This window comes from Kitasatospora sp. YST-16 (genome assembly GCF_026802215.1).
In the GTDB taxonomy this organism is placed as follows: Bacteria; Actinomycetota; Actinomycetes; order Streptomycetales; family Streptomycetaceae; genus Kitasatospora; species Kitasatospora cineracea.
Map to the genome: position 1 here is coordinate 335,549 of NZ_CP113837.1, position 20,892 is coordinate 356,440.

Genomic DNA, 20,892 nt, shown 5'->3' on the forward strand with positions numbered 1-20,892 from the left:
AACGGGGGAGCTGAACGGTGGCGGAACCGGCGGGGAGCCAGGTGGGAAAACTGACGGACGGTCAGCGGCACAACTGCGCGGTGGAGTTGTCGCTGAGCGTGATCGGCGGCAAGTGGGCGGTGGTGGTGCTGGCCCACCTGAAGGAGGGGGTGCACCGGTACGGGGCGCTGCGCCGCCGGATCCCCGGGGTCAGCGAGAAGGTGCTGGTCCAGCGGCTGCGCGGGCTGGAGGCGGCGGGCCTGGTCGCCCGGCACTCGGACGGGGCCGTCCCGCCGTCGGTCGAGTACCGGCTGACCGAGGAGGGCGAGAGCCTGGTGCCGGTGCTGGAGGCGCTGTACGCGTGGGGCGTGGGGCGGGCCGAGCGCACCGGTGCGCTGATCGGACCGCCGGGCGGGGGCCCGTCCGAGGGATGAGCGCACCGGTGCGCTGATCGGACCGCCGGGCGGGGGCCCGTCCGAGGGATGAGCGCACCCGCGCTGCGGGCCGATGATCGGATCATCGGCCCGCGGCGGGTGGAGCTGGACGGATGTGCGGTCGCATAGCCCGGCGCCCGGAGGGAATCCAGCCGTTGACCGCACCTGCCGGCGGCGGCCCGCTCCGCCGCCGGGCGCACCGAGGAGGGGAACCGTGGCACCGCAGAAAGCTCCGTCCGGGAAGCCGACCGGCATGGGCGGCGCGCCCCCGCCACCGCCCGGCCCGGCCAACCCGCCGCCCCCGCACGGGAAGTGACGCCGCGCCCGCCACTCCCCCGGCGTCCCGTCCCGCGGCGTCACGTCCTGTGGCGTCCCGTCCCGTGGCGTCACGTCCCGTAGCGGGCGACGCGCTCCTGGAGGGCGGCCTTGGCCTGCGGCCACTCGTCGTCGACGATCGAGAAGACCGCGGCGTCCCGCGGCCTGCCGTCCTCCCCGGGCGCCCAGGAGCGTCCCGACTTGCGCAGCACGCCCTCGAAGCGGGCGCCGACCGCGGCGATCGCGGCCCGGGAGCGCGCGTTGCGGGCATCGGTCTTGAGGTCGACCCGGCTGACCCGCCACTGCTCGAAGGCGTGCTGGAACAGCAGCAGCTTGGCCTCGGCGTTGATCCCGGTGCCCTGCGCGGAGGCGGCGAGCCAGGTGAAGCCGATCTCGACGGCGTACAGCACGCCGGTGTCCGGCAGGGTCCGCGGGTCCCAGAACGCGGTGGCGCCGACGACCCGGCCGGTGGCCCGCGAGACCTGCGCGTACGGGGCGAGCCGACCGGCGGCGGCCCGCCCCTGCTGGGTGGCGACGTACTCGGCGGCGCTCTCCTCCGTGCTCGGCACCCAGGTGAACCCGTAGCTGTCCCGGCTCTCCGCCGCCGCCCGCGCCAGCCCCGCGGCGTGCCGCTGCTCCAGCGGCTCCAGCCGGACCAGCCGCCCCTCCAGCACCGGGCCCTGCAGTCGGTACGCCATGCCTGCTCCGTTCTCCGTCCGGGTGCGCGGGATCGCTCCCGGCAGCAGCGAACCGGCTGGGCCGACGGGTCGTCAACGGAGTTTCGAGGGGCGGAATCCGGCCGCCCCGGGCACAGCTCCGCCAACCCGCCCGGGTCCGCGCCCGGCGCGCCGTCGTCCGTACCCGTCCCGCCCGGCCGTAGCTTCGACCCGGCAAGCCCCCTCGCACCCCTGGAGTTCCGGACATGGCAGCACCCGGCCGCGCCCTCTTCGTCGTCTCCGCCGCCGACCACTGGACGCTGCGCGACGGTACCCGGCACCCGTCCGGCTACTGGGGCGAGGAACTCGCCGTCCCGCACCGGGAGTTCACCGCGGCGGGCTGGCAGGTCACGCTGGCCACGCCGGGCGGGCGGCCGCCGACGCTGGACCGGCTCAGCATGTCCCGCACCGCCGGGCTGCCCCGCACGCTGCGCGAGGTCTCCGCGTACCTCGGCTCGATCCGGGCCGAGCTGGCCCGCCCGGTCGCGCTGGACGCCGTCGACCCGGACGACTTCGGCACCGTCTTCTACCCCGGCGGCCACGGCCCGATGGAGGACCTCGCGCAGGACCCGGTCTCCGGCGCGCTGCTGACCCGGGTGCTGCGCTCCGGCCGCCCGCTCGGGCTGCTCTGCCACGCCCCGGCCGCGCTGCTGGCCGCCCGCGACGAGGGCGGGTCCTGGCCGTTCACCGGCTACCGGATGACCGCGCTGTCCAACACCGAGGAGAAGCTGAACAGTTTCGGCCGCAAGGCCGCCTGGCTGCTGGAGGACCGGCTGCGCGCCGAGGGCGCCCACTACGTCAAGGGCCGCCTGCCGCTGCTGCCGTTCACCACCGCCGACCGCAACCTGCACACCGGCCAGAACCCGGCCTCCTCGGCCCGCCTAGCCACCCAGCTGCTCGCCGCGCTCGCCCGGTAGCCGCGCCGCTCCCCCGGCCACCGCGTTTCGCCCTGCCCCCGCGTTTCGCCCGGTAGCCGCGTTTCGCCCGGCCACCGCGTTTCGTCCGGCCGTCGCCGGGCAGCCGTGAGCGGCGGGGCCGCTCCCGTCCCAGGGCGGCCCCGCCGCTCGCGGGGTGTGCGGGTCGAACCGTCAGGACTCGTTGGCCAGTTGGGCGAGGATGGCGAGGAACTCGGCCTCGGCGGCGGCCTTGTCGAGGCCGAGCGAGGTGAGGATGCCGGTGCCCGCCTCGTGTTCGAGGAGGGCGAGCAGCAGGTGCTCGGTGCCGACGTAGTTGTGGCCGAGGCGGAGGGCCTCGCGCATGGTGAGTTCGAGGGCCTTCTTGGCCCCGGCGTCGTAGGGGACGAGTTCGGGGGCGTCCTCGACGGCGGGCGGGAGCGCGGCCAGCGCGGCCTCCCGGACGGTGTCGAGCGGGACGCCGCTGGTGACCAGGTAGGCGGCGGCGAGGCCCTCGGGTTCGGCGAGCAGGCCGAGCACCAGGTGCTCGGTGCGGACCTCGTCGTTGCGGGCGTCCTTGGCGGCCTGGTGGGCGGCCATCACCACGTTGCGGGCCCGCGGGGTGAACCGGTTGAAGCCCTGCGCGGTGTCGATCTCGGTGACCTCGCCGGGGTCCTTGGGGACGAAGCGCTTCTGGGCGGCCTGGCGGGTGACGCCCATGCTGCGGCCGATGTCGGTCCAGGACGCGCCGGAGCGGCGGGCCTGGTCGACGAAGTGGCCGATCAGGTGGTCGGCCACGTCGCCGAGGTGGTCGGCGACCAGGACCGCGTTGGACAGCTGGTCGAGCGCTTCGGGGTACGACTTCTTGATGCCCTCGATCAGGTCGTCGAGCCGGACGGAGGGCTTCGCTCCGGAGGTGTCTGCCATGAGGCAACCTTAGGTTGACAGTCAGGGGGTGTCAACCTTCCGTTGACAGCGCCCGGCGCGGCCGGTTCCTACCCGCCGGTAGGTGGTGTTTCGGCCGAGTTCACCCGCCCGCCGCCCGCTGTCTTGTCCGCGTCACGGCGGCCCGAGTTGACTGCACAACATCGACCGGCCCTCACCCACCGGAGCCTCCATGCCCGCCCTTCGCGCCGCCCGCACCGCCGCCGTACTCGCCGCCGCGGCCGCCCTGCTGACGACCACTCAGACCACCGCCGCGCACGCCGAGACCGCGCCCGCCACCGTCGCCCCGCTGGACGTGCTCAGCTACAACACCTTCCTGATGAGCACCTCGCTCTACCCGAACTGGGGCCAGGCCCAGCGCGCCCAGGCGATCGCCGGCGCGGACTTCTTCCAGGGCCACGACGTGGTGGTCCTCCAGGAGGCGTTCGACAACACGGTCTCGGACGCGCTGGCGGCGAAGGCGGCCGGCGCCTACCCGTACCGCACGCCGGTGGTGGGCCGCTCCACCTCCGGCTGGGACGCGACGTCCGGCAGCTACAGCAGCACCACCCCGGAGGACGGCGGGGTGCTGCTGCTGAGCAAGTGGCCGATCCTGCGCAAGGAGCAGTACGTGTTCAAGGACGCCTGCGGCTCGGACTGGTGGTCCAACAAGGGGTTCGTCTACGCGCAGATCAACGTGAACGGGCAGCGCACCCACGTGGTGGGCACCCACCTGCAGTCCACCGACTCCGGCTGCGCCAACGGCCAGGCCGCGGACGTCCGGGGCAGGCAGCTGCGCGCGATGCGGGCCTTCCTGGACGCCAAGCAGATCCCGGCGGACGAGCCGATCGTGCTGGCCGGCGACCTCAACATCGACTCGCACGGCGGCGAGTACCCGGCGCTGCTGGCCAACGGCAACCTCGCCCCGGCCAGTACCCGCACCGGCTGGGCGAACTCCTTCGACACCGTCGACAACTCGATCGCCGCCTACCGCTACCCCGGCGAGCCGAAGGAGGACCTGGACTACGTGCTGTACCGGGCCGACCACGCCCGCCCGCAGCAGTACACCAACACCGTGCACCGCTTCCACTCCGCGCCGTGGACGGTGAGCAGTTGGGGCAGCTCGTACACGTACACCGACCTGTCGGACCACTACCCGCTGCTCGCGGGCTGATCCGGCGCCGAGGACGGCGGACGCCGCCCGCGGGGTCGTCCCGCGAGCGGCGTCCGCCGACCCGGCAAGGGCCCACCTGCCCGGCAAGGGCCCACCTGCCCGGCAAGGGCCCACCGGGCCCGCAAGGGCCTGCCGGCCGGGCCGGGGCCTACCGGCTGGGCTGGGCGAAGCGGACCATGTTGCCGGCCGGGTCGCGGAAGGCGCAGTCGCGGACGCCGTAGGGCTGGTCCATCGGCTCCTGGAGCACGTCGGCCCCGGTGGCGCGGACCTTCTCGAAGGTGGCGTCGCAGTCGGCGGTGCGGAAGTTGACGGCCCGCAACAGGCCCTTGGCGAGCAGTTCGGCGGCGGCCTGCCGGTCGGCGTCGGTGGCGCCCGGGTCGGCGACCGGGGGCTCCAGCACGACCTCGACGTCGGGCTGGGCGGTCGAACCGAGGGTGACCCAGCGCATCCCCTCGAAGCCGACGTCGTTGCGCACCTCCAGCCCGAGCGCGTCCCGGTAGAAGCCGAGCGCGGCCTCGTGGTCGTCGACGGCGATGAAGCACTGCGAGAGCTTGATGTCCATGCCCCCGACGCTACCGATCCGCCGCGGCCGGTGCTTCTCCGTTCCTGACCGGCTGCGCCTCCGGCTCCGGACCCGGCTCCGGCTGCGCCTCCGGCCCCGACCCCGGCTCCTCCTGCCGCGGCCGCCCGGTGTCGGTGCCGCGGATCGGCCTGGTCAGGTACATCGCCACGCACGCGGTGATGTGCTCGGCGGCGCTGTGGTCGCGGGCCCGGTACGCGCTGGGGCTCTCGCCGACGAGTTCGGTGAACCGGGTGCTGAACGAGCCCAGCGAGGTACAGCCGACGGCCATGCACACCTCGGTGACGGACAGGTCGCCCCGGCGCAGCAGCGTCTTGGCCCGCTCGATCCGCCGCGTCATCAGGTAGCTGTACGGGGTCTCGCCGTACGCGGCGCGGAAGCTGCGCTGGAAGTGGCCGACGGACATCAGGGCGACCTTGGCGAGGGCCGTGACGTCCAGGGGTTCGGCGTAGTCGCGGTCCATGGTGTCGCGGGCCCTGCGGAGGCGCTTGAGGTCGTCGATCTGCACGGCGCCCAGGGTAGTCGCCCGGTCCGACGATCGGCAGAGGATGATTCGATCATCTCCTGACCATTCGTCACATTTCTCGCGTACCGCAGCATTCGGGTGAGTTCCGGGTGGGTCGGGTGCCCGTCCGCGCGCCTTCCGCTGCTAGCTTGTGAGTCACGCGAGGGAGCCCGGTGGAGTGGCCGAGAGGCGAGGCAGCGGCTTGCAGGGCCGCGTACATGGGTTCGATTCCTGTCTCCACCTCCTCGCTCCCCTCGATGTGTCCGCCCCCGCCCGGTTGGCCGGGCGGCAGTCGAGGAAGGAATGGCCCGATGGCCATCGCCACTGTCAATCCGGCCGACGGCCGTACCGTCGAGGTCTTCGATCCGCTGGACGAGGCCGGTGTGGAGCGCCGGCTGGCCCGGGCCCAGTCGGCGTTCGAGTCCTGGCGGCTGACCACGTTCGCGCACCGCGCCGAGCTGATGCACCGGGCGGCGGAGCTGCTGGAGCAGGCGAACGACAAGGTCGCCCGGACGATGACCCTGGAGATGGGCAAGCCGCTGGCCCAGGCCCGGGCCGAGGCCGCGAAGTGCGCGAAGGCGATGCGCTGGTACGCGGACCGGGCGGAGGCGCTGCTCGCCGACGAGCACCCGGCGGACGCGGACGTGGCGGACTCGGGCGGCGTGTCGGCGTACGTCCGCTACCGGCCGCTGGGGCCGGTGCTGGCGGTGATGCCGTGGAACTTCCCGTTCTGGCAGGTGGTGCGGTTCGCCGCGCCCGCCCTGATGGCGGGCAACGTGGGCCTGCTGAAGCACGCCTCGAACGTGCCGCGCACGGCGCTCGCGCTGGAGGAGCTGTTCGCCCGCGCCGGGTTCCCGCAGGGCTGCTTCCAGACCCTGCTGATCTCCTCGTCCCAGGTGGAGGCGGTGATCCGGGACGAGCGGGTCGTGGCGGTGACGCTGACCGGCAGCGAGGGCGCGGGCCGCTCGGTGGCGGCGGTCGCGGGCGACGAGATCAAGAAGACGGTGCTGGAACTGGGCGGCAGCGACCCGTTCCTGGTGCTGCCCTCGGCGGACGTGCCGGCCGCGGCGGAGCGGGCGGTGACCGCGCGGGTGCAGAACAACGGGCAGTCCTGCATCGCCGCGAAGCGCTTCATCGTGCACACGGACGTGTACGAGGAGTTCCTGTCCGCGTTCACCGCGCGGATGCGGGCGCTGACGGTCGGCGACCCGACGGCCGACGGCACCGAGGTCGGCCCGCTGGCCACCGAGCAGGGCCGCACCGACCTGGAGGAACTGGTCGCGGACGCGGTCGCGCTCGGCGCGTCGGTGGCCTGCGGCGGCGGCCGCCCGGACGACCCGGCGCTGGCGGGCGGCTGGTACTACCTGCCGACGGTGCTGACCGGGGTCACCCCCCGGATGCGGATCCACCGCGAGGAGGCGTTCGGCCCGGTCGCCACCGTGTACCGGGTCGGCGACCTGGACGAGGCCGTCGCGGTCGCCAACGACTCGCCGTTCGGCCTGAGTTCGAACGTCTGGACCCGGGACGACGCGGACCGCGAGCGGTGCGTGCGCGACCTGCGGGCGGGCGGGGTCTTCTTCAACGGGATGACCGCCTCGCACCCCGCGTTCCCGTTCGGCGGGGTGCGGCGCTCCGGCTACGGACGGGAGCTGTCCGGTCACGGCATCCGCGAGTTCTGCAACATCACCACGGTGTGGTCCGGCAGCTGAGGCAGCGCGGGGGCCCGGCGCGGGAGGGCGCCGGGCCCGGGCGCGGCCGGCACCGCCGGCTCAGGCGTGGTGCGGGTGGGCGTGCTCGTGGCGGCCGGCGAACTGGGTGACGAACGCGACGATGGTGACGCCCCACACCACCGAGAACACGATCAGCAACCAGAGTTGGCCCACCTGCGGGGCGACCAGGCCCAGGCCCAGTGACAGGGCGAGCAGGAAGACCAGCGAGGAGTTGTGCTTGGCGGTCAGCCAGGCGGCCAGTCGGCGGACCGGATTGGGCCGGGGCGTTCCGGCAGCGGTCGCGGGCATCGCTCTCACCTCCGCGGAGTTCGGCGTCAGTTCGAGTATCCCGCGTATCCCGCCGGTCGGCGCCCCCGGCAGCCCGAGTACCCTCGCAGCCGCACCGCCCTGCGCTGCCCTGCCCCCCCCACCGCCCTGCCCTGCGCCGCCCCGCCCCGCCCTGCCCTGCCCCGAGGAGGAACCGACCGTGGACGACGGAGAGTCGGGGGAGCTGCTGGCGGGCGGCCTGGCCAACGCGGGCGCGGTGCGGCGGCACGGCGGCACCGTGGAACGGCCCGCCCCCGCGCACGCCGGAGCCCTGCACGCCTTCCTGACCGGCCTCCGGGCGGGCGGCTTCCCCGGCGCACCGCTGCCGGCGGGCCCGGTCGCGGACGGACGGGAGCGGCTGAAGTTCCTGCCCGGGGACGTCGCCCTGCCGCCCTACCCGGCCTGGGCGCTGAGCGAGGACGCCCTGGTCTCGGTGGCCCGCCTGCTGCGGCGCTGGCACGCGGCGAGCGCCCGCACCCCGTTCGACCCGGCGGCGCCCTGGCCGGCCGACTTCGCCGACCCGGAGGGCGGCCCGCTGCTCTGCCACAACGACGTCTGCCCGGAGAACGTGGTGTTCCGCTCCGGCCGGGCCGCCGCCCTGATCGACTTCGACTTCGCCGCCCCCGGCCGCCCGCTCTGGGACGTCGCCCTGACCGCCCGCTACTGGGCCCCGGTGCTCGACCCGGCCACCGCCGCCGAATCCGCCCGCGCCCACCTCGAACTCCCGCACCGCCTGCGCCTGTTCGCCGCCGCCTACGGCCTCTCCCCCGCCGACCGCCTGGCCCTCCCCACCACCCTCGAACAGGCCACCGCCGTCTGCCGCACCTTCGTCGCCCGCCGGATCGCCGCCGGGGACCCCGCGTTCGTCTCCTACTTCGCCGCGTACGGCGGCTGGACCCGCTGGGACCGGCTGCAGTCCTGGCTGTCCGGCCAACGCCCGCTGCTGGAACGGGCGTTGCGCGGGTGAGCGGGGCGGGTCACCGGGACTTCACCGGGGCTCCGCCGGGAGCAGGCGGCCGGTGAGGTGGTCGACGGCGAGGTGGGCGTGCAGGCGGACGCCGGTGGGGAGGGTGTCGTCGTCGAGGTAGAAGTGCGGGTTGTGGTTGGGGACGAGGCCGCGGCCGCCGGGGGTGGGGGCGGGGTTCCCGGCGGGGTCGAGTTCGGTGTCCTGGGCGCCGAGCATGAGGTACAGGCCGCCGTGGGCGTTGACGAACTCGGAGACGTCGTCGTAGCCGAGGGTCGCGCCGGTCTCCAGGACCCGGTCCTCGCCGACCACCCGGCGCAGCGTGGGCAGGGCGGCCTCCAGCCACTCCCGGCGGTTGTGGACGGCGGGGACGTCCTGGAGGTGTTCGACGGTGGCGGTGCAGCCGTGGGCCTCGGCGGTGTGTTCGGCGAGGCGGGTCAGGCGCCGCTGGACGTCGGCCATGTCGCTCTCGACGGCGCAGCGGACGGTGCCCCAGAGGGTGACGTGCTCGCCGATGATGTTGAATCGGCCGATGTCCTCGAGGTGGCCGATGGTGACGGTGACGGGGTGGTAGGCGTCGAGCTGGCGGTAGAGCTGGCCGATGCCGGTGACGATCGCGGCGGCGGGCGGCATCGGGTCGACGCCCTGCCAGGGGGTGGAGCCGTGCACCTGGCGGCCGGTCACGGTGATCTTGACCAGGCAGGACGCGGCGTACTGGTTGCCGACCCGGTAGCCGACGTGGCCCTTGGGGTGCGGGGTGAGGTGCAGGCCGAAGACCATGGTGGGTTCGGGGTCGGCGAGGGCGCCCTCGGCGAGCATCTGCCGGGCCCCGCCGGTCTCGGTGACGGGCGGGCCCTCCTCGGCCGGCTGGAACACGAACAGCACGGTGCCGGGCAGTTGTCCGCGCACCCCGGCGAGGACGGTGGCGGCGCCGAGCAGCATCGCGGTGTGCCCGTCGTGGCCGCAGGCGTGCGAGACCGGGAACGGGCCGCCGGGGTAGTCGTGGTCGACGGCCGAGGAGGCGAAGCCGGCGCCGCACAGGTCGGCCACCGGCAGCGCGTCGGTGTCGGCCCGCAGCGCCACCACCCGCTCGCCGGGCCGCCCGCCGCGCAGCACCCCGACCACGCCGTGCCCGGCGATGCCGGTGCGCACCTCGTCCAGGCCGAGCGCCCGCAGGTGCTCGGCGATCAGCGCGGCCGTGGCCCGTTCGCGGTTGGACAGTTCGGGGTGCTGGTGCAGGTGGCGGCGCCAGGCGGTCACCTGCTCGGCGACGTCCGCACTGCGGCGGTCCAGCTCGGCGTACAGGGTCGTCGCGTCCACGGGCGTCCTCCGGTCTCGGTGTCCCCCCTGCTTTCTCCGGCATCGAGCGTACGACGCCCCCGCCCCGACGGGGCGTCAGCGCGCCTGGCGGGCCGGGTCAGGGCTGCTGTGTCGGCAGGGGCGTGGGGACGGGCGGGCCGGTGAGGAGGGTGCCGGTGTCGGAGAAGGGCCAGGCGTTGGGCAGGCAGCCGTGCAGGCCGAAGATCTGCTGCTGCATCACGGGGGCGGGCAGGCCGGGGCCGGGGCAGTCGACGTGGCCGAAGCCGAGGACGTGGCCGACCTCGTGGTTGACCGCCAGCGCGTGGTACTCCTCGGGGCGGCCGCGGTAGGACTCGGTGAGGTCGGTCCACCGCTTGACGTTGATCACGACCTGGTGGCCCGCGCCGCAGTTGACCTCGCCGCCGGTGTCCAGGCCGTACTGGCCGCAGATCCGGTCGGTGGAGGCGGGCGTGGCCAGGTAGACGGTGAAGTCGACCGGATCCGCGGCGACCCGCTGGAAGGTGCGGGTGCCGTCGGCGGACCAGCCGCGGCGGACGTCGGCGAGCACCGCGTCCACCTCGGCCGCGAACTGCTCGGGCCGCTCGGCCAGCCCGTCCTCCGCCCGCACCTTGTACCGGTACGCCTTCCCCCCGGTACCGGCGGGCTCCGTGCCGCCGCCCGCCGTGGTGAACGCCATCGGCGCGGACGCCGCCGGTGCGGCCGGGCGCCGCCACGGGTGCCAGACGGCCAGGGCGGCGACCACCGCCAGGGCGAGCAGGGCGGCGAGCGCCGGTTTCGGCTTGAGGTGTCGGAGCATCGTGGAGCAGCGGCTTTCTGACGTGTGCTGACGGCGGTCACCGGACGGGTTCCGGTCCGGGCCCCACTCTGCCAGCCGCCGATCAACAGATGATCAACAGGGACGGACGCGAGTGGGGGCGCCGGTACGACCGGTGCGGCCGCGCGGGTCTGCCGATACGTGACTGATTCGGCCGCCCGCCCTCGCCGCCTACCGTCAAAGACGTCAGCCGGAACACCCCACGACACCCCACGGGAGCAGCAGATGACCGCCTACGCACTGGCCCAGGTCCACTCGGTGGAGTTCGGCCCCGACATCGTCGAGTACCTCGAGCGCATCGACGCCACCCTGGACCCCTTCGGCGGACGGTTCATCGTCCACGGCGGCAAGTCCGAGACGGTGGAGGGCAGTTGGGGCCAGAGCGGCACGATCGTCATCGAGTTCCCCGACTACGCGCGGGCCCGCGCCTGGTGGGACTCGCCCGCCTACCGGGAGATCCTGCCGCTGCGCACCCGGCACATGGTCGCCGACATCGTCCTCATCGAGGGCGTCCCGTCCGGCTACCGCGGCGCGGACTCGCTCAAGCACTGACCCCGGCTCCGGCGGCGCCCTCGGCCACCGGCCTACCCGGAGCCGGAGCCGGAGCCGGTATCGGAGCCGGCGTCGGTGTCGGGGCGGCGTTCCACCAGCTGCCGGTCCACCAGCTGGTCGAGGACGGCCACGATGTTGCAAGCGTCCATGGCGACGAGTTCGGCCAAGAGCCGCTGGACCGTGTCGCCGTGCCGGTCCAGGGCGACCAGGACGGCGTACTGACCCTGGGTCAGCCGGCGCTCGCCGAGGAAGGTCGTCCAGGAGCGGGCGGTGAGGGAGCCCAGGCGGGCCAGCAGGAAGCCGGTGCCGCGTTCGAAGGCCGGTCGGCTGCCGCGTTCGGCGTTGAAGACCTGCAGGCGGCCGGGCCGGGCGGGCCGGCGCCGGGCGAGGTGGAGGGCTGGGCGTTCGGCGCGGGCGCCCGGCCGGGCATCTCCGCGCCCTGATCCACCCTGCGGCGGGCGCGGTGCGGGGGCGGGCGGCGGCGGAAGGCAGAATCGCGGGTATGCGCACTCTTCTCGTCATCGGCATCGGCGCGGGCGACCCCGACCACCTCACCCTGGAGGCGGTCAAGGCGTTCGGCCGCACCGACGTGTTCCTGCTGCTGGACAAGCCCGCCGAGCGGCAGGACCTGATGCGGCTGCGGCGGGACATGATCGCCGAGCACGGCCGCCCCGGACACCGGGTGGTCGAGCTGGTCGACCCGGCCCGGGACCGCACCGCGGCGGCGTACGCCCAGGCGGTGGAGGAGTGGCGGGAGCGGCGGGCGGACCTGGTGGAGCGGGCGGTGGTCGAGGAGGTGCCGGACGGCGGGACGGGTGCGCTGCTGGTGTGGGGCGACCCGGCGCTGTACGACAGCGTGAGTGCCGTGCTGGACCGGATCCTGGCGCGCGGGCGGACGGAGTTCGCGTACACGGTCGTCCCCGGCATCAGCAGCGTCTCCGTGCTGGCGGCCCGGCACCGCACCACGCTGACCCGCACCGCGCGGCCGGTGCGGATCACCACCGGGCGGCGGCTGGCGGCCGAGGGTTTCGGGCCCGGCGCGGAGGACACGGTGGTGATGCTGGACGGGCAGGCCGCGTTCGCGGAGATCGACCCCGCGGGCGTGCACATCCACTACGGCGCCTACCTGGGCACCGGGGACGAGATCCTGGTCGCCGGTCCGCTGGCCGAACTCGCCGACCGGATCGTCGAGTTGCGGGAGGAGGCGCGCGAGCGCAAGGGCTGGATCATGGACAGCTACCTGTTGCGCCGCACCGACGGCTGACCGGCTCCCGCCCGACCCACGGACCGGGCGGATCCCGGACTTCGCGCCGGAATCCGTCCGGCCCGTTCTAGACTGGCGACGCGACTGGTTCGCCCCGTCCGCCAGGCGGGGCGTCGTAAGAGGGAACCCGGTGACGCCTTGACTGGCCAGTCCGGGACTGCCCCGCAGCGGTGAGCGGGAACGACCGCCGTCATACGCACTGGGCCCGGGAGGGCTTGGGAAGCGACGGCCAGTAGGTGCCCGGGAGGCGTCAACTCCCCGGGTGTGCCCGCGAGTCCGAAGACCTGCCCGTTGCCCGGGTGCGACCCGTTCGCGTCCGGTAGCCGGTGACCTCGAGGGCGGGTCGGCACGGACACCAGGCGGGCCGCACCGGCCTCCGCCCGGTCTCGCCACCCCCGCGCGCCCTCCTGTGCACCGGTTCCAGGATCAAGGCTCGCGAGGAGAGTCCCCTTGACTACGACGTCCGTCGCCGCGGCGACCGTCCACGGATACCCCCGCCAGGGCGGGAACCGGGAACTGAAGAAGGCGATCGAGGGCTACTGGAAGGGCACCGTCACCGCCGACGCGCTGCGCTCCACCGCCGCCGACCTGCGCTGCGCCAACTGGCGGCAGCTGGCCGGGGCCGGGATCACCGAAGTCCCCACCGGTGACTTCTCGTTGTACGACCACGTGCTGGACACCACCGTCGCCGTCGGCGCCGTCCCGCCCCGGCACCGGGACGCGTACGCGGCCGACCCGCTGGCCGGCTACTTCGCGATGGCGCGCGGCACCCAGCAGGCGCCGCCGCTGGAGATGACCAAGTGGTTCGACACCAACTACCACTACTTGGTGCCCGAGTTGGGGCCGGGCACGGTCTTCGCCGCCGACTCCGCCAAGCAGGTCGGCGAGCTGCGCGAGGCGCTCGGCCAGGGCTACCGGGCGCGCCCGGTGCTGCTCGGCCCGGTCACCTACCTGCTGCTCGCCAAGCCCGCACCCGACGCACCGTCCGGCTTCGAGCCGCTGACCCTGCTGGACCGGCTGCTGCCGGTGTACGCGGAGCTGCTGGCCGACCTGCGGGCGGCGGGCGCCGAGTGGGTGCAGCTCGACGAACCCGCGCTGGTGCAGGACCGCAGCCCGGCCGAACTGAACGCCGCCGCCCGCAGCTACCGGGACCTCGGTGCGCTGACCGACCGCCCGAAGCTGCTGGTGGCCTCGTACTTCGACCGGCTCGGCGAGGCGTTGATCACCCTGGCCAAGGCCCCGGTCGAGGGCCTGGCGCTGGACTTCACCGGACCGGCGGCGGGCAACCTGACCGACCTGGCGGCCGTCGGCGGCCTGCCCGGCAAGCGGCTGGTCGCGGGCGTGGTCGACGGCCGCAACGTGTGGATCAACGACCTGGAGAAGTCTCTCGCCACCCTGGGCACCCTGCTGGGCTTGGCCGACACGGTGGACGTCGCCCCCTCCTGCTCGCTGCTGCACGTCCCGCTCGACACGGCCGCCGAAAGGGAGTTGGACCCGCAGATCGGTCGCTGGCTGGCCTTCGCCCGGCAGAAGGCCGCCGAAGTGGCGCTGCTGGCCCGCGCCCTGCGCGACGGCACCGGCGCCGTCACCGCCCAACTCGCCGCCAACCGCGCCGACCTGGCCTCCCGTACCGCCTCCCCGATCACCCGCGACCCGGCCGTCCGGGCCCGCGCCGCGGCCGTCACCGAGGCCGACCTTCGCCGCGGCGCCCCCTACGCCGTCCGCGCCGAAGCCCAGCGCGCCCGGCTCCAGCTGCCGCCGCTGCCCACCACCACCATCGGCTCCTTCCCGCAGACCACCGAACTGCGCACCGCCCGCGCCGAGTTGAACGCCAGGCGGATCGACGCGGCCGACTACCGCAAGCGGATGGAGGCCGAGGTCCGCGAAGTGATCGCCTACCAGGAGCGGGCCGGGCTGGACGTGCTGGTGCACGGCGAACCCGAACGCAACGACATGGTGCAGTACTTCGCCGAACAGCTCACCGGCTACCTCGCCACCCGGCACGGCTGGGTGCAGTCCTACGGTACCCGCTACGTGCGGCCGCCGGTGCTGGCGGGCGACATCTCCCGTCCGCAGCCGATGACCGTCGACTGGTACCGCTACGCGCAAGGCCTCACCGACCGCCCGGTCAAGGGCATGCTGACCGGTCCCGTCACCATGCTGGCCTGGTCGTTCGTCCGCGACGACCAGCCGCTCGCCGACACCGCCCGGCAGGTCGCCCTCGCCCTGCGCGACGAGGTCACCGACCTGGAGGCCGCCGGCGCCGCCGTCATCCAGGTCGACGAGCCCGCGCTGCGCGAGACCCTGCCGCTGCGCCGCGCCGGGTGGCCCGCCTACCTGGACTGGGCGACCGACGCGTTCCGGCTCGCCACCTGCGGGGTGCGCGCCGACACCCAGGTGCACACCCACATGTGCTACGCCGAGTTCGGCGACATCCTGCGTGCCATCGAGGAGTTGGACGCGGACGTGATCTCGCTGGAGGCCGCCCGCTCGCACATGCAGGTGGCCCGCGAGCTCGCCGAGGCGGGCTACCTCGCCGAGGTCGGCCCGGGCGTGTGGGACATCCACTCCCCGCGCGTGCCCTCCCCCGAGGAGGCGCTGCGCCTGCTGCGGGCCGGACTGGCGGCGATCCCCGCCGAGCGCCTGTGGGTCAACCCGGACTGCGGCCTGAAGACCCGCGGCTGGCCCGAGACCCGGGCTTCGATCGACAGCCTGGTCACGGCCGCCCGCACCCTGCGCGCGGAACTGCAGAACCGGCGGATCGACTGACGAGGCACCGGTCCGGGCGGGCAGGCACACCGCCTGCTCGCCCGGGCCGGCCGGAGCGCTCGAAGGGGCGGCCGATGGCCGGACGAGGCGGGGCGCGGCGGATCCGGGTCGGCGAGGAGGTGCTGGTCGTGCTCCCCAAGCGGGAGTCCGAGTCCCTGCTCGCGAACCGGTGCCAGGTCGGCGCGTGCAGCGCCCGGGTGCGCGCCCTGCAGCACGCCTTGGCGGAGGCGCTGCCCGAGCCGGCCGCCGCGTTCTGGCGGCTGGACGTCGCCCCGCTCACCGTCACCTCTCTCAGCGGGCGCGCCGGGCGCTGGAACCTGCACTGCGGCGGTCCCCTGACACCTCGTCAGCTGCCGTAGTGCAGCGCGACGGTGTCACCGACGTTGACAATGGTGACGCGGGTGGCACGGGTGGCTTTCGCTCGTGGTGCACGGCCGACAGGGCGGCGTACTCGACACCGCTCCGGTCGGCCGTCGTCCTGCTCGCGACGCTCGTCGCGGCCGCCCCGACCGAACCCGGGGGGGGCGGTCGGGCCCGCGGACCGGTCGGCCGGGGTGCGGTTCAGCGGCCGACCTCCCGGGCGCGCAGGTCGTCGACGGTCTCGCGGCGGATCAGCAGGCGGATCCGCCCGTCGCGGACGGCCGCGACCGCCGGGCGGCCGACCAGGTTGTAGCCGGAGGCCATCGAGAGCTGGTACGCCCCTGCGGACGGGACGGCGAGCAGGTCGCCCGGGCGGAGGTCGGCGGGCAGTTGGGCGTCGCGGACCAGGACGTCGCCGGCCTCGCAGTGGCGGCCGACGACGTCGACCGGCCGGGTCGCCCGGGCGCCGATCCGGCCGAACATCCGCACGGTGTAGGGGGATCCGTACAGGGCGGGGCGCGGGTTGTCGCTCATCCCGCCGTCGACGGCGGCGTGGGTCCGGCCGGCCGAGTGCTTCACCGACAGGACCCGGTAGACGGCGACCGCGGCGGGTGCGGCGATCGCCCGGCCCGGCTCGACCATCAGCCGCGGGACGGCGAGGCCGTGCTCGGCGCAGCGGGCCCGGAGGCGGGCGGTGGTCGCGGCGGCGAGGCGGGCGGGGTCGAGCTCCGGGTCGTCGGGGAGGTAGCGGATGCCGTGCCCGCCGCCGAGGTCGAGTTCGGGCAGTTCGACGCCGTGGCGGTCGCGGACCTCTGCCAGGAGGCCGACCAGGCGGTCCACCGCGGTCAGGTAGGGCTCGGTGTCGGTGATCTGCGAGCCGAGGTGGCAGTGCAGGCCGGTCAGCCGGAGTGCGGGCTGGGCCAGCACGCGGGCGATCGCCCCGGCGGCGTCGCCCCCGGTGAGCGGGAAGCCGAACTTCTGGCCGTCCACGCCGGTCCGCACGGCGCTGTGGTGCCCGGCCGCGATGCCGGGGACGACGCGGACCAGGACGCGCTGCGGGGTGTCCGCGGCGGTGGGGGCGGCGAGTCGGGGGATTTCCGCGAGGTTGTCGATGACGATCCGGCCGACCCGAAGCCGTCGGGCGAGGCGCAGTTCGTCCGGGGTCTTGGCGTTGCCGTGCAGCAGGATCCGTTCGGGCGGGAAGCCCGCGCCGGTGGCGAGACGGAGCTCCCCGGCCGAGCAGACGTCCAGCCCGAGGCCCTCGTCGGCGATCCAGTCGGCCATCGCGCTGCACAGGAACGCCTTGGCGGCGTAGAACACCTCGGCCGTCGGCAGTGCGCGGCGGTAGGCGCGCGCCCTGCTGCGGACCTCGCCCTCGTCGAGGACGTAGAGCGGGGTGCCGAAGCGGTCCGCGGCCTGCGCCACGTCGACCCCGGCGATCTGCAGGCCGCCGTCGCGCCCGGGCCTGGCGGAGGCGGGCCACGGGCTGCCGAGCGGCGGCCCGTCGGTGAGGCGGGCGGGCCGGTGGGGCGCCGCGGAGGGACGGCCGACGGCGGGGACGGGAAACGTGGTCACGGTGCGGGGCTCCTGTCGGGGACGGGGCTCGACGGCTGGTCGGTCGGTGACGGAACGCGGCGGGACCGGGCCGGGCGGGCCCCGAGCGGATCCGGTTCGTCCTGCCGGCGGGTCACCGCTGGGGTGCCAGTTCCCGCTCGGTGCCCACCGCCGCGGGCACCGGAGTGCCGGCGACCGGCGCCGCGACCAGGGCGGGGTCGGTGATCACGCGGTGGACACCGAGCGGCTCGGTGAGTGCGCGCAGGGCGGGCCCGGTGACCTCGGCGCACTCCTGGTCGGGGCCGAGCACGGCGTGCAGGGCTTCCGCGGTGCTGAACGCGACCGCGCAGCGGGTGCCGTCACGGTCCCGGAACAGGCGCAGGACCTGGGCCGGACCCGCGGTGCGCACCGGCACGTGCCGCAGGGAGTGTTCGCGGGGGTCCTCGGGTGCTTCGTCTTCGATGGGCATCACACGCTCCACGGGGATCGTCCGGTGTCCGGTCAGTCCACGTAGTGCATGGCGTGCCGGCAGTGCGCGGTGGTCCGGCGGTCGTCTTCCCGGGCGTCACCGGGGCGGCCATCGGTGCCCTCTGCCGTGCCGGGGCCGAAGACCGTTCCGCTCAGCAGCCGTCGGAACGTCGCGCCGTCAGGCGGGGCGGGCCGACCGCGCTCCGCGGCCACTGCGGTGACGAGCTGGGTGTCCGTCATGGTCCCGGTTCCTTCCGGTCGAGGCGAGGAGCTGGGTGTTCCTGCCCTCCCTCCCAGTGGAGCCCCTTCGGCCGCCGGTCGGAGCGGTCCTTGACGCGTGGCCTACGCGCACCGGGGCGGCCTTGACACGACGTTGACGTCTGCCGGGCGGCCCGCCGCGTCCTGCGGGCAGCGGCGCCCCCGCGGCGGGGCGGTACGGGATCCCGGTCGGCCCGGGTCGGCCGACCGGGATCCCCCAGGCGCCTCGAACGGTCGGCACCGGCACACTGCACGTCCGCTTCGGCGTCGCACCGGGAGTCGGCAAGGCGTACGCCGTGGCCGCCGGGGAGGCGGCTGTTCGTCGCCGCCTCCCCCATCACCGCCGACGCCGCCGAGCACTCCGGTCTCCTCCGCGACCGCACCGCCGTCATGGGCTCGCACGTCGAAGCGCAGGAGCGCCGGCCCCGGCACCCTCACCCCCAGGGCCACGGTGCGCCTGCTGCACGCCACCGTGCCCATCACCTGGCTATCGCGGCAGCCCTGACGGGTCGTCTAACGGCGCGTGCGGTAGGCAATGGTTCGCGGCACACGTCACCACCGATTCTCCTCCGCACCGCACCCGGGCCCGCTCCCGGACCGACGGCGGGCTCAAGAGGCGCTCGGCGTTGCTTCCCTGTCGAGTGCCGGGTCCCGAGCATCAGGGCTGGGAGGCCGGGGCGCGCTCGGCCTGGCCCCGAGGAGGACTCCGTGATCCGCTGCCCGAAGCCGACCCCGCCGCCCCGGCCCGCCGCCGCGTCATCCTGCTCATGGGCCGTGCTGCCCGCCACATCGGCTTGACCACCTTGGTCTCCGGCCAGGAGTTCTCCGCCGCCGGATCGCGCCACCTCGCCACCGGCACCCGGCTCGACGACGGCGCCTACATCGCCGAGTGCATCGACCTGAACCTGTGACCGGCCCCTGCCCGGCCCGGGCGGTCAGGGGCCGGGGTGACGATCAGAGGCTCGGCAGGGCAGGCGGCGGCCAAGCGGTGCAGCGCATCCGCTTCGACCTGATCGGCGCTCAGGCCCCAGCGGGCCTTCACTACCGTCCAGTCGGTCAGGTAGGCGCAGCGGTAGCCGGCCTGGGGTGGCTTCCCCAACACGCCGGCCCATCGCCGTAGTCAGGAGCTCGTGTAGCAGACAACCCGCCGATCGTACTTGGCGAAAGAGGTGCGGTCCGGGTAGATGAGGCCAAGCCTCGCCCCGGCTGGCAGTTCGCGCCCGGCCCGTGCATCAGCGCAGGCGTCCTCGGCTGCGGCCTCGATCAGACTGTCCGCCATCATCGCAAGGCTGGGTGCGCCGTAGACCTGAGCGTCATGTCCCTGGGCACACGGGACCAACCTGACCATCTCCACTGACCCGTCGGCCGCAAGTGGTGCCCACGTGAAGCAGTCCCCGCTCCTCATGTCGAACACGCTTGAGTACTGAGCCGTGGAGACTCGTCCCGTCGAATCGCGGTCAACCCCAACGCCCGGTGCGGCAACCACATTGACCAGCACCCCTGTCCACAGAACCGACGTGACCAGACCCAACACGGCAAGCCCCCGCCCTGGCTGCCCACTGCGCCGAGTCTGCATCAGCCCGAACACGCCGAACCCAAGTGCGAACGGCACGAGCCCGAACACACCGGATATCGCCGACCAGAGCGCCAGCCGGTTGGTCCCCATCGGCGGCCCGTCGTCCTCGACCCGCCCAGCTCCCCAGGACACCACCCGTGGCTTTGCCTGCGACATTCCTACCCCTTCAAGCACAGAAGCCGGAGATTACATGCTCTGAGCACCAGCGCCATCCTGTCGCGCGTCGGCTAAGTTTGCGGCCATGTCGTTCTCGAACGAACCGATGGCCTTCGCACGTGCAGGTGAACACGGGGTTGGTTGTCACGCGGCGAGCGCGAGCTTAGCCGTGTGGCGTCGGTGTTCATAGTCGTTGGGGCTGAGAGGACGTCCTGCTCGAATGCGGGATATTTCATGGATTCTGCCAGCTTATGGCGGTTTTGCCCGTTGCTCGTTTGGTGAGGTTCGAGGTCATTGCGAGGCAGATCATGCTCTCGGGGTGCTCGGGTTTGGTTTCGTAGTCGCGGGCAAGTCGGCGGTGCATCATGATCCAGCCGAAAGTGCGCTCGACCACCCATCTCCTTGGAACTCGTAACACGATCTTGCCGATCGTCACTGGCAGGGCGTGACCGATGTGACGATTCGTCCGTTCGTGATGGTGTGGGCAAGAAGCCGTGGGTCGTGGACGACGAGCTGTGGGTCAGGATCGAGCCGCTGCTGCCGGAGCGGTCGCCGGGTCCGCGTCCGGTGGACGACCGGCTGTGCCTGCAGGGAATTCCGTTCGTGTCGTACACCGGGATCGCCTGGCATCAGTTGCCGCCCGAGTGGGGCTTCGGCTCTGGGCAGACCTGCCGGCGTCGCCTCGGCCGCCGGCAGGAGGCCGGGGTGTTCGAGGCCCTGCACCGCTTGCTCCTGGCCGAGTTGAACGCGGCCGGACTGATCGGCTGGACCCGCGCGCGTGGACGCCTCCCACGTGCACGCGGAAAAAAGGGGTGAGGCCACCGGCCCGTCACCGGTCGACCGCCGCAAGACCGGAAGCAAACACCACGTGATCAGCGACGGCGGCGGCATCCCGTTCCATGTGATCGTCACCGCCGCCAACGTCAACGACGTCACCCGGACCCTCGACCTGGTCGACGGCGTCCCGCCGGTCGCAGGCCGCGTCGGCCGTCCCCGCAAGTGCCCGGCCGCCCTGCTCGGCGGCAAGGGCTACGACAGCAACCCCAACCGCCGCGAACTGCACAAACGTCGGATTCTGCCCGTCATCTCCCACCGAGACGAGCCCGACATCATCGACATTGGCAAGCTCTGCTACGTCGTCGCGCAGACCTTCGCCCAACTCCACCAGTTCAAGCGCCTCGCCATCCGCTGGGAAAGGCGCCTCGACCTCCACAACGCCTTCGTCTCACTCACATGCGCACTCATCTGCTGGCGACGCCTCAACAAGCCGACGCCGTGATC

The 20,892-nt window shown here is 73.9% G+C and carries 24 protein-coding genes, 1 tRNA gene, 1 pseudogene and 1 riboswitch; of the genes and pseudogenes, 13 read left to right on the forward strand and 13 right to left on the reverse strand.

What is annotated here, in order from left to right; all coding sequences use genetic code 11:
• Nucleotides 1–41: 41 nt before the first annotated feature.
• Complete coding sequence (locus OU787_RS01570; protein ID WP_268658248.1) at nt 42–413, forward strand: winged helix-turn-helix transcriptional regulator; 372 nt, start codon at nt 42–44, stop codon at nt 411–413.
• Between the two features lie 386 nt (nt 414–799).
• On the opposite strand, the gene OU787_RS01575 is transcribed toward OU787_RS01570, so the two are convergent.
• Nucleotides 800–1,426: a GNAT family N-acetyltransferase gene (locus OU787_RS01575; protein ID WP_030460811.1), complete on the reverse strand. Its 627-nt coding sequence runs from the start codon at nt 1,424–1,426 to the stop codon at nt 800–802.
• Between the two features lie 224 nt (nt 1,427–1,650).
• On the opposite strand from OU787_RS01575, the gene OU787_RS01580 reads away from it, so the two are divergent.
• Nucleotides 1,651–2,361, forward strand: a complete 711-nt coding sequence (locus OU787_RS01580) for a type 1 glutamine amidotransferase domain-containing protein (protein ID WP_030460812.1) — start codon at nt 1,651–1,653, stop codon at nt 2,359–2,361.
• Between the two features lie 171 nt (nt 2,362–2,532).
• Here OU787_RS01580 and OU787_RS01585 read toward each other — a convergent pair whose 3' ends face one another.
• Nucleotides 2,533–3,264, reverse strand: a complete 732-nt coding sequence (locus tag OU787_RS01585) for a Clp protease N-terminal domain-containing protein (protein ID WP_268658249.1) — start codon at nt 3,262–3,264, stop codon at nt 2,533–2,535.
• Between the two features lie 190 nt (nt 3,265–3,454).
• Between OU787_RS01585 and sph the strand changes: the two genes are divergently transcribed.
• Entirely contained in the window at nt 3,455–4,435 is a 981-nt protein-coding gene (gene sph / locus OU787_RS01590; protein ID WP_268658250.1) for a sphingomyelin phosphodiesterase, read from the forward strand.
• A 148-nt stretch (nt 4,436–4,583) separates the two neighbouring features.
• On the opposite strand, the gene OU787_RS01595 is transcribed toward sph, so the two are convergent.
• Nucleotides 4,584–4,997, reverse strand: coding sequence for a VOC family protein (locus OU787_RS01595; protein WP_030460815.1), 414 nt, complete (start codon nt 4,995–4,997; stop codon nt 4,584–4,586).
• 10 nt (nt 4,998–5,007) lie between these two features.
• A complete protein-coding gene (locus OU787_RS01600; protein ID WP_268661783.1) occupies nt 5,008–5,478 on the reverse strand; it encodes a helix-turn-helix domain-containing protein in 471 nt (156 codons plus the stop codon).
• Nucleotides 5,479–5,692: 214 nt separating this feature from the next.
• Between OU787_RS01600 and OU787_RS01605 the strand changes: the two genes are divergently transcribed.
• Both OU787_RS01605 and OU787_RS01610 read left to right on the forward strand, forming a co-directional pair.
• Nucleotides 5,693–5,763 (forward strand) — tRNA-Cys (locus tag OU787_RS01605).
• 68 nt (nt 5,764–5,831) lie between these two features.
• Entirely contained in the window at nt 5,832–7,229 is a 1,398-nt protein-coding gene (locus OU787_RS01610; protein WP_030460817.1) for an NADP-dependent succinic semialdehyde dehydrogenase, read from the forward strand.
• Between the two features lie 60 nt (nt 7,230–7,289).
• Here OU787_RS01610 and OU787_RS01615 read toward each other — a convergent pair whose 3' ends face one another.
• Nucleotides 7,290–7,538 (reverse strand): hypothetical protein, encoded by a 249-nt coding sequence (locus OU787_RS01615; protein ID WP_268658251.1) that lies wholly within the window; start codon nt 7,536–7,538, stop codon nt 7,290–7,292.
• A 178-nt stretch (nt 7,539–7,716) separates the two neighbouring features.
• On the opposite strand from OU787_RS01615, the gene OU787_RS01620 reads away from it, so the two are divergent.
• Nucleotides 7,717–8,523 (forward strand): phosphotransferase, encoded by an 807-nt coding sequence (locus OU787_RS01620; protein ID WP_268658252.1) that lies wholly within the window; start codon nt 7,717–7,719, stop codon nt 8,521–8,523.
• 21 nt (nt 8,524–8,544) lie between these two features.
• Here OU787_RS01620 and OU787_RS01625 read toward each other — a convergent pair whose 3' ends face one another.
• Both OU787_RS01625 and OU787_RS01630 read right to left on the reverse strand, forming a co-directional pair.
• On the reverse strand, nt 8,545–9,840 hold the full coding sequence (locus tag OU787_RS01625) for a M20 metallopeptidase family protein (RefSeq protein ID WP_268658253.1): 1,296 nt from the start codon (nt 9,838–9,840) through the stop codon (nt 8,545–8,547).
• 97 nt (nt 9,841–9,937) lie between these two features.
• On the reverse strand, nt 9,938–10,636 hold the full coding sequence (locus tag OU787_RS01630; protein ID WP_268658254.1) for a DUF3152 domain-containing protein: 699 nt from the start codon (nt 10,634–10,636) through the stop codon (nt 9,938–9,940).
• A 243-nt stretch (nt 10,637–10,879) separates the two neighbouring features.
• Here OU787_RS01630 and OU787_RS01635 point away from each other — a divergent pair, with 243 nt between their 5' ends.
• Complete coding sequence (locus tag OU787_RS01635; RefSeq protein ID WP_123558254.1) at nt 10,880–11,206, forward strand: DUF1330 domain-containing protein; 327 nt, start codon at nt 10,880–10,882, stop codon at nt 11,204–11,206.
• Nucleotides 11,207–11,238: 32 nt separating this feature from the next.
• Here the strand turns inward: OU787_RS01635 and OU787_RS34510 are convergent, their stop codons facing one another.
• Nucleotides 11,239–11,502, reverse strand: a complete 264-nt coding sequence (locus tag OU787_RS34510) for a MarR family transcriptional regulator (RefSeq protein WP_327059449.1) — start codon at nt 11,500–11,502, stop codon at nt 11,239–11,241.
• Here OU787_RS34510 and OU787_RS01645 point away from each other — a divergent pair.
• From OU787_RS01645 to OU787_RS01660, 4 genes are all read left to right on the forward strand, one after another.
• Nucleotides 11,395–11,649: a hypothetical protein gene (locus OU787_RS01645; protein WP_268658255.1), complete on the forward strand. Its 255-nt coding sequence runs from the start codon at nt 11,395–11,397 to the stop codon at nt 11,647–11,649. The genes OU787_RS34510 and OU787_RS01645 overlap by 108 nt on opposite strands.
• 59 nt (nt 11,650–11,708) lie before the next feature.
• Entirely contained in the window at nt 11,709–12,470 is a 762-nt protein-coding gene (gene cobF, locus OU787_RS01650) for a precorrin-6A synthase (deacetylating) (RefSeq protein ID WP_268658256.1), read from the forward strand.
• 68 nt (nt 12,471–12,538) lie between these two features.
• Nucleotides 12,539–12,776, forward strand: a riboswitch (cobalamin riboswitch).
• A 144-nt stretch (nt 12,777–12,920) separates the two neighbouring features.
• On the forward strand, nt 12,921–15,239 hold the full coding sequence (gene metE, locus OU787_RS01655) for a 5-methyltetrahydropteroyltriglutamate--homocysteine S-methyltransferase (RefSeq protein ID WP_268658257.1): 2,319 nt from the start codon (nt 12,921–12,923) through the stop codon (nt 15,237–15,239).
• 74 nt (nt 15,240–15,313) lie between these two features.
• Entirely contained in the window at nt 15,314–15,598 is a 285-nt protein-coding gene (locus OU787_RS01660; protein ID WP_268658258.1) for a hypothetical protein, read from the forward strand.
• 202 nt (nt 15,599–15,800) lie between these two features.
• Here OU787_RS01660 and lysA read toward each other — a convergent pair whose 3' ends face one another.
• From lysA to OU787_RS01675, 3 genes are all read right to left on the reverse strand, one after another.
• A complete protein-coding gene (lysA, locus tag OU787_RS01665; RefSeq protein WP_051817061.1) occupies nt 15,801–17,174 on the reverse strand; it encodes a diaminopimelate decarboxylase in 1,374 nt (457 codons plus the stop codon).
• A 112-nt stretch (nt 17,175–17,286) separates the two neighbouring features.
• The gene (locus OU787_RS01670; protein ID WP_268658259.1) at nt 17,287–17,622 is read right to left on the reverse strand and encodes an SAV_915 family protein; all 336 of its coding nucleotides are present in this window, start codon (nt 17,620–17,622) and stop codon (nt 17,287–17,289) included.
• Between the two features lie 32 nt (nt 17,623–17,654).
• Complete coding sequence (locus OU787_RS01675) at nt 17,655–17,861, reverse strand: hypothetical protein (RefSeq protein ID WP_268658260.1); 207 nt, start codon at nt 17,859–17,861, stop codon at nt 17,655–17,657.
• 785 nt (nt 17,862–18,646) lie between these two features.
• Here OU787_RS01675 and OU787_RS01680 point away from each other — a divergent pair.
• Nucleotides 18,647–18,790, forward strand: coding sequence for a hypothetical protein (locus OU787_RS01680; RefSeq protein ID WP_268658261.1), 144 nt, complete (start codon nt 18,647–18,649; stop codon nt 18,788–18,790).
• Between the two features lie 209 nt (nt 18,791–18,999).
• Here the strand turns inward: OU787_RS01680 and OU787_RS01685 are convergent, their stop codons facing one another.
• Together OU787_RS01685 and OU787_RS01690 are read right to left on the reverse strand one after the other, a co-directional pair.
• Nucleotides 19,000–19,611 (reverse strand): DUF4190 domain-containing protein, encoded by a 612-nt coding sequence (locus tag OU787_RS01685; RefSeq protein WP_268658262.1) that lies wholly within the window; start codon nt 19,609–19,611, stop codon nt 19,000–19,002.
• Nucleotides 19,612–19,843: 232 nt separating this feature from the next.
• Nucleotides 19,844–20,020: pseudogene (locus tag OU787_RS01690) on the reverse strand (transposase); the annotation flags it as partial.
• A gap of 71 nt (nt 20,021–20,091) precedes the next feature.
• On the opposite strand from OU787_RS01690, the gene OU787_RS01695 reads away from it, so the two are divergent.
• A protein-coding gene (locus tag OU787_RS01695; RefSeq protein WP_268658263.1) for an IS5 family transposase occupies nt 20,092–20,890 on the forward strand; the annotation gives its coding sequence in 2 pieces (ribosomal slippage) (nt 20,092–20,390 and nt 20,389–20,890; 801 coding nt in all).
• Nucleotides 20,891–20,892: the final 2 nt, after the last annotated feature.

Bases quoted from the DNA above. Each gene is read 5' to 3' on its own strand.
- OU787_RS01615 (WP_268658251.1), bottom strand. From the start codon at position 7,538: ATGCCCGCGACCGCTGCCGGAACGCCCCGGCCCAATCCGGTCCGCCGA.
- OU787_RS01595 (WP_030460815.1), bottom strand. From the start codon at position 4,997: ATGGACATCAAGCTCTCGCAGTGCTTCATCGCCGTCGACGACCACGAG.
- OU787_RS01670 (WP_268658259.1), bottom strand. From the start codon at position 17,622: ATGCCCATCGAAGACGAAGCACCCGAGGACCCCCGCGAACACTCCCTG.
- OU787_RS01685 (WP_268658262.1), bottom strand. From the start codon at position 19,611: ATGTCGCAGGCAAAGCCACGGGTGGTGTCCTGGGGAGCTGGGCGGGTC.
- cobF (WP_268658256.1), top strand. From the start codon at position 11,709: ATGCGCACTCTTCTCGTCATCGGCATCGGCGCGGGCGACCCCGACCAC.
- OU787_RS01630 (WP_268658254.1), bottom strand. From the start codon at position 10,636: ATGCTCCGACACCTCAAGCCGAAACCGGCGCTCGCCGCCCTGCTCGCC.
- OU787_RS01675 (WP_268658260.1), bottom strand. From the start codon at position 17,861: ATGACGGACACCCAGCTCGTCACCGCAGTGGCCGCGGAGCGCGGTCGG.
- OU787_RS01580 (WP_030460812.1), top strand. From the start codon at position 1,651: ATGGCAGCACCCGGCCGCGCCCTCTTCGTCGTCTCCGCCGCCGACCAC.
- OU787_RS01680 (WP_268658261.1), top strand. From the start codon at position 18,647: ATGGGCCGTGCTGCCCGCCACATCGGCTTGACCACCTTGGTCTCCGGC.
- OU787_RS01610 (WP_030460817.1), top strand. From the start codon at position 5,832: ATGGCCATCGCCACTGTCAATCCGGCCGACGGCCGTACCGTCGAGGTC.
- OU787_RS01660 (WP_268658258.1), top strand. From the start codon at position 15,314: ATGGCCGGACGAGGCGGGGCGCGGCGGATCCGGGTCGGCGAGGAGGTG.
- sph (WP_268658250.1), top strand. From the start codon at position 3,455: ATGCCCGCCCTTCGCGCCGCCCGCACCGCCGCCGTACTCGCCGCCGCG.
- OU787_RS01600 (WP_268661783.1), bottom strand. From the start codon at position 5,478: ATGGACCGCGACTACGCCGAACCCCTGGACGTCACGGCCCTCGCCAAG.
- OU787_RS01585 (WP_268658249.1), bottom strand. From the start codon at position 3,264: ATGGCAGACACCTCCGGAGCGAAGCCCTCCGTCCGGCTCGACGACCTG.
- OU787_RS01575 (WP_030460811.1), bottom strand. From the start codon at position 1,426: ATGGCGTACCGACTGCAGGGCCCGGTGCTGGAGGGGCGGCTGGTCCGG.
- OU787_RS01635 (WP_123558254.1), top strand. From the start codon at position 10,880: ATGACCGCCTACGCACTGGCCCAGGTCCACTCGGTGGAGTTCGGCCCC.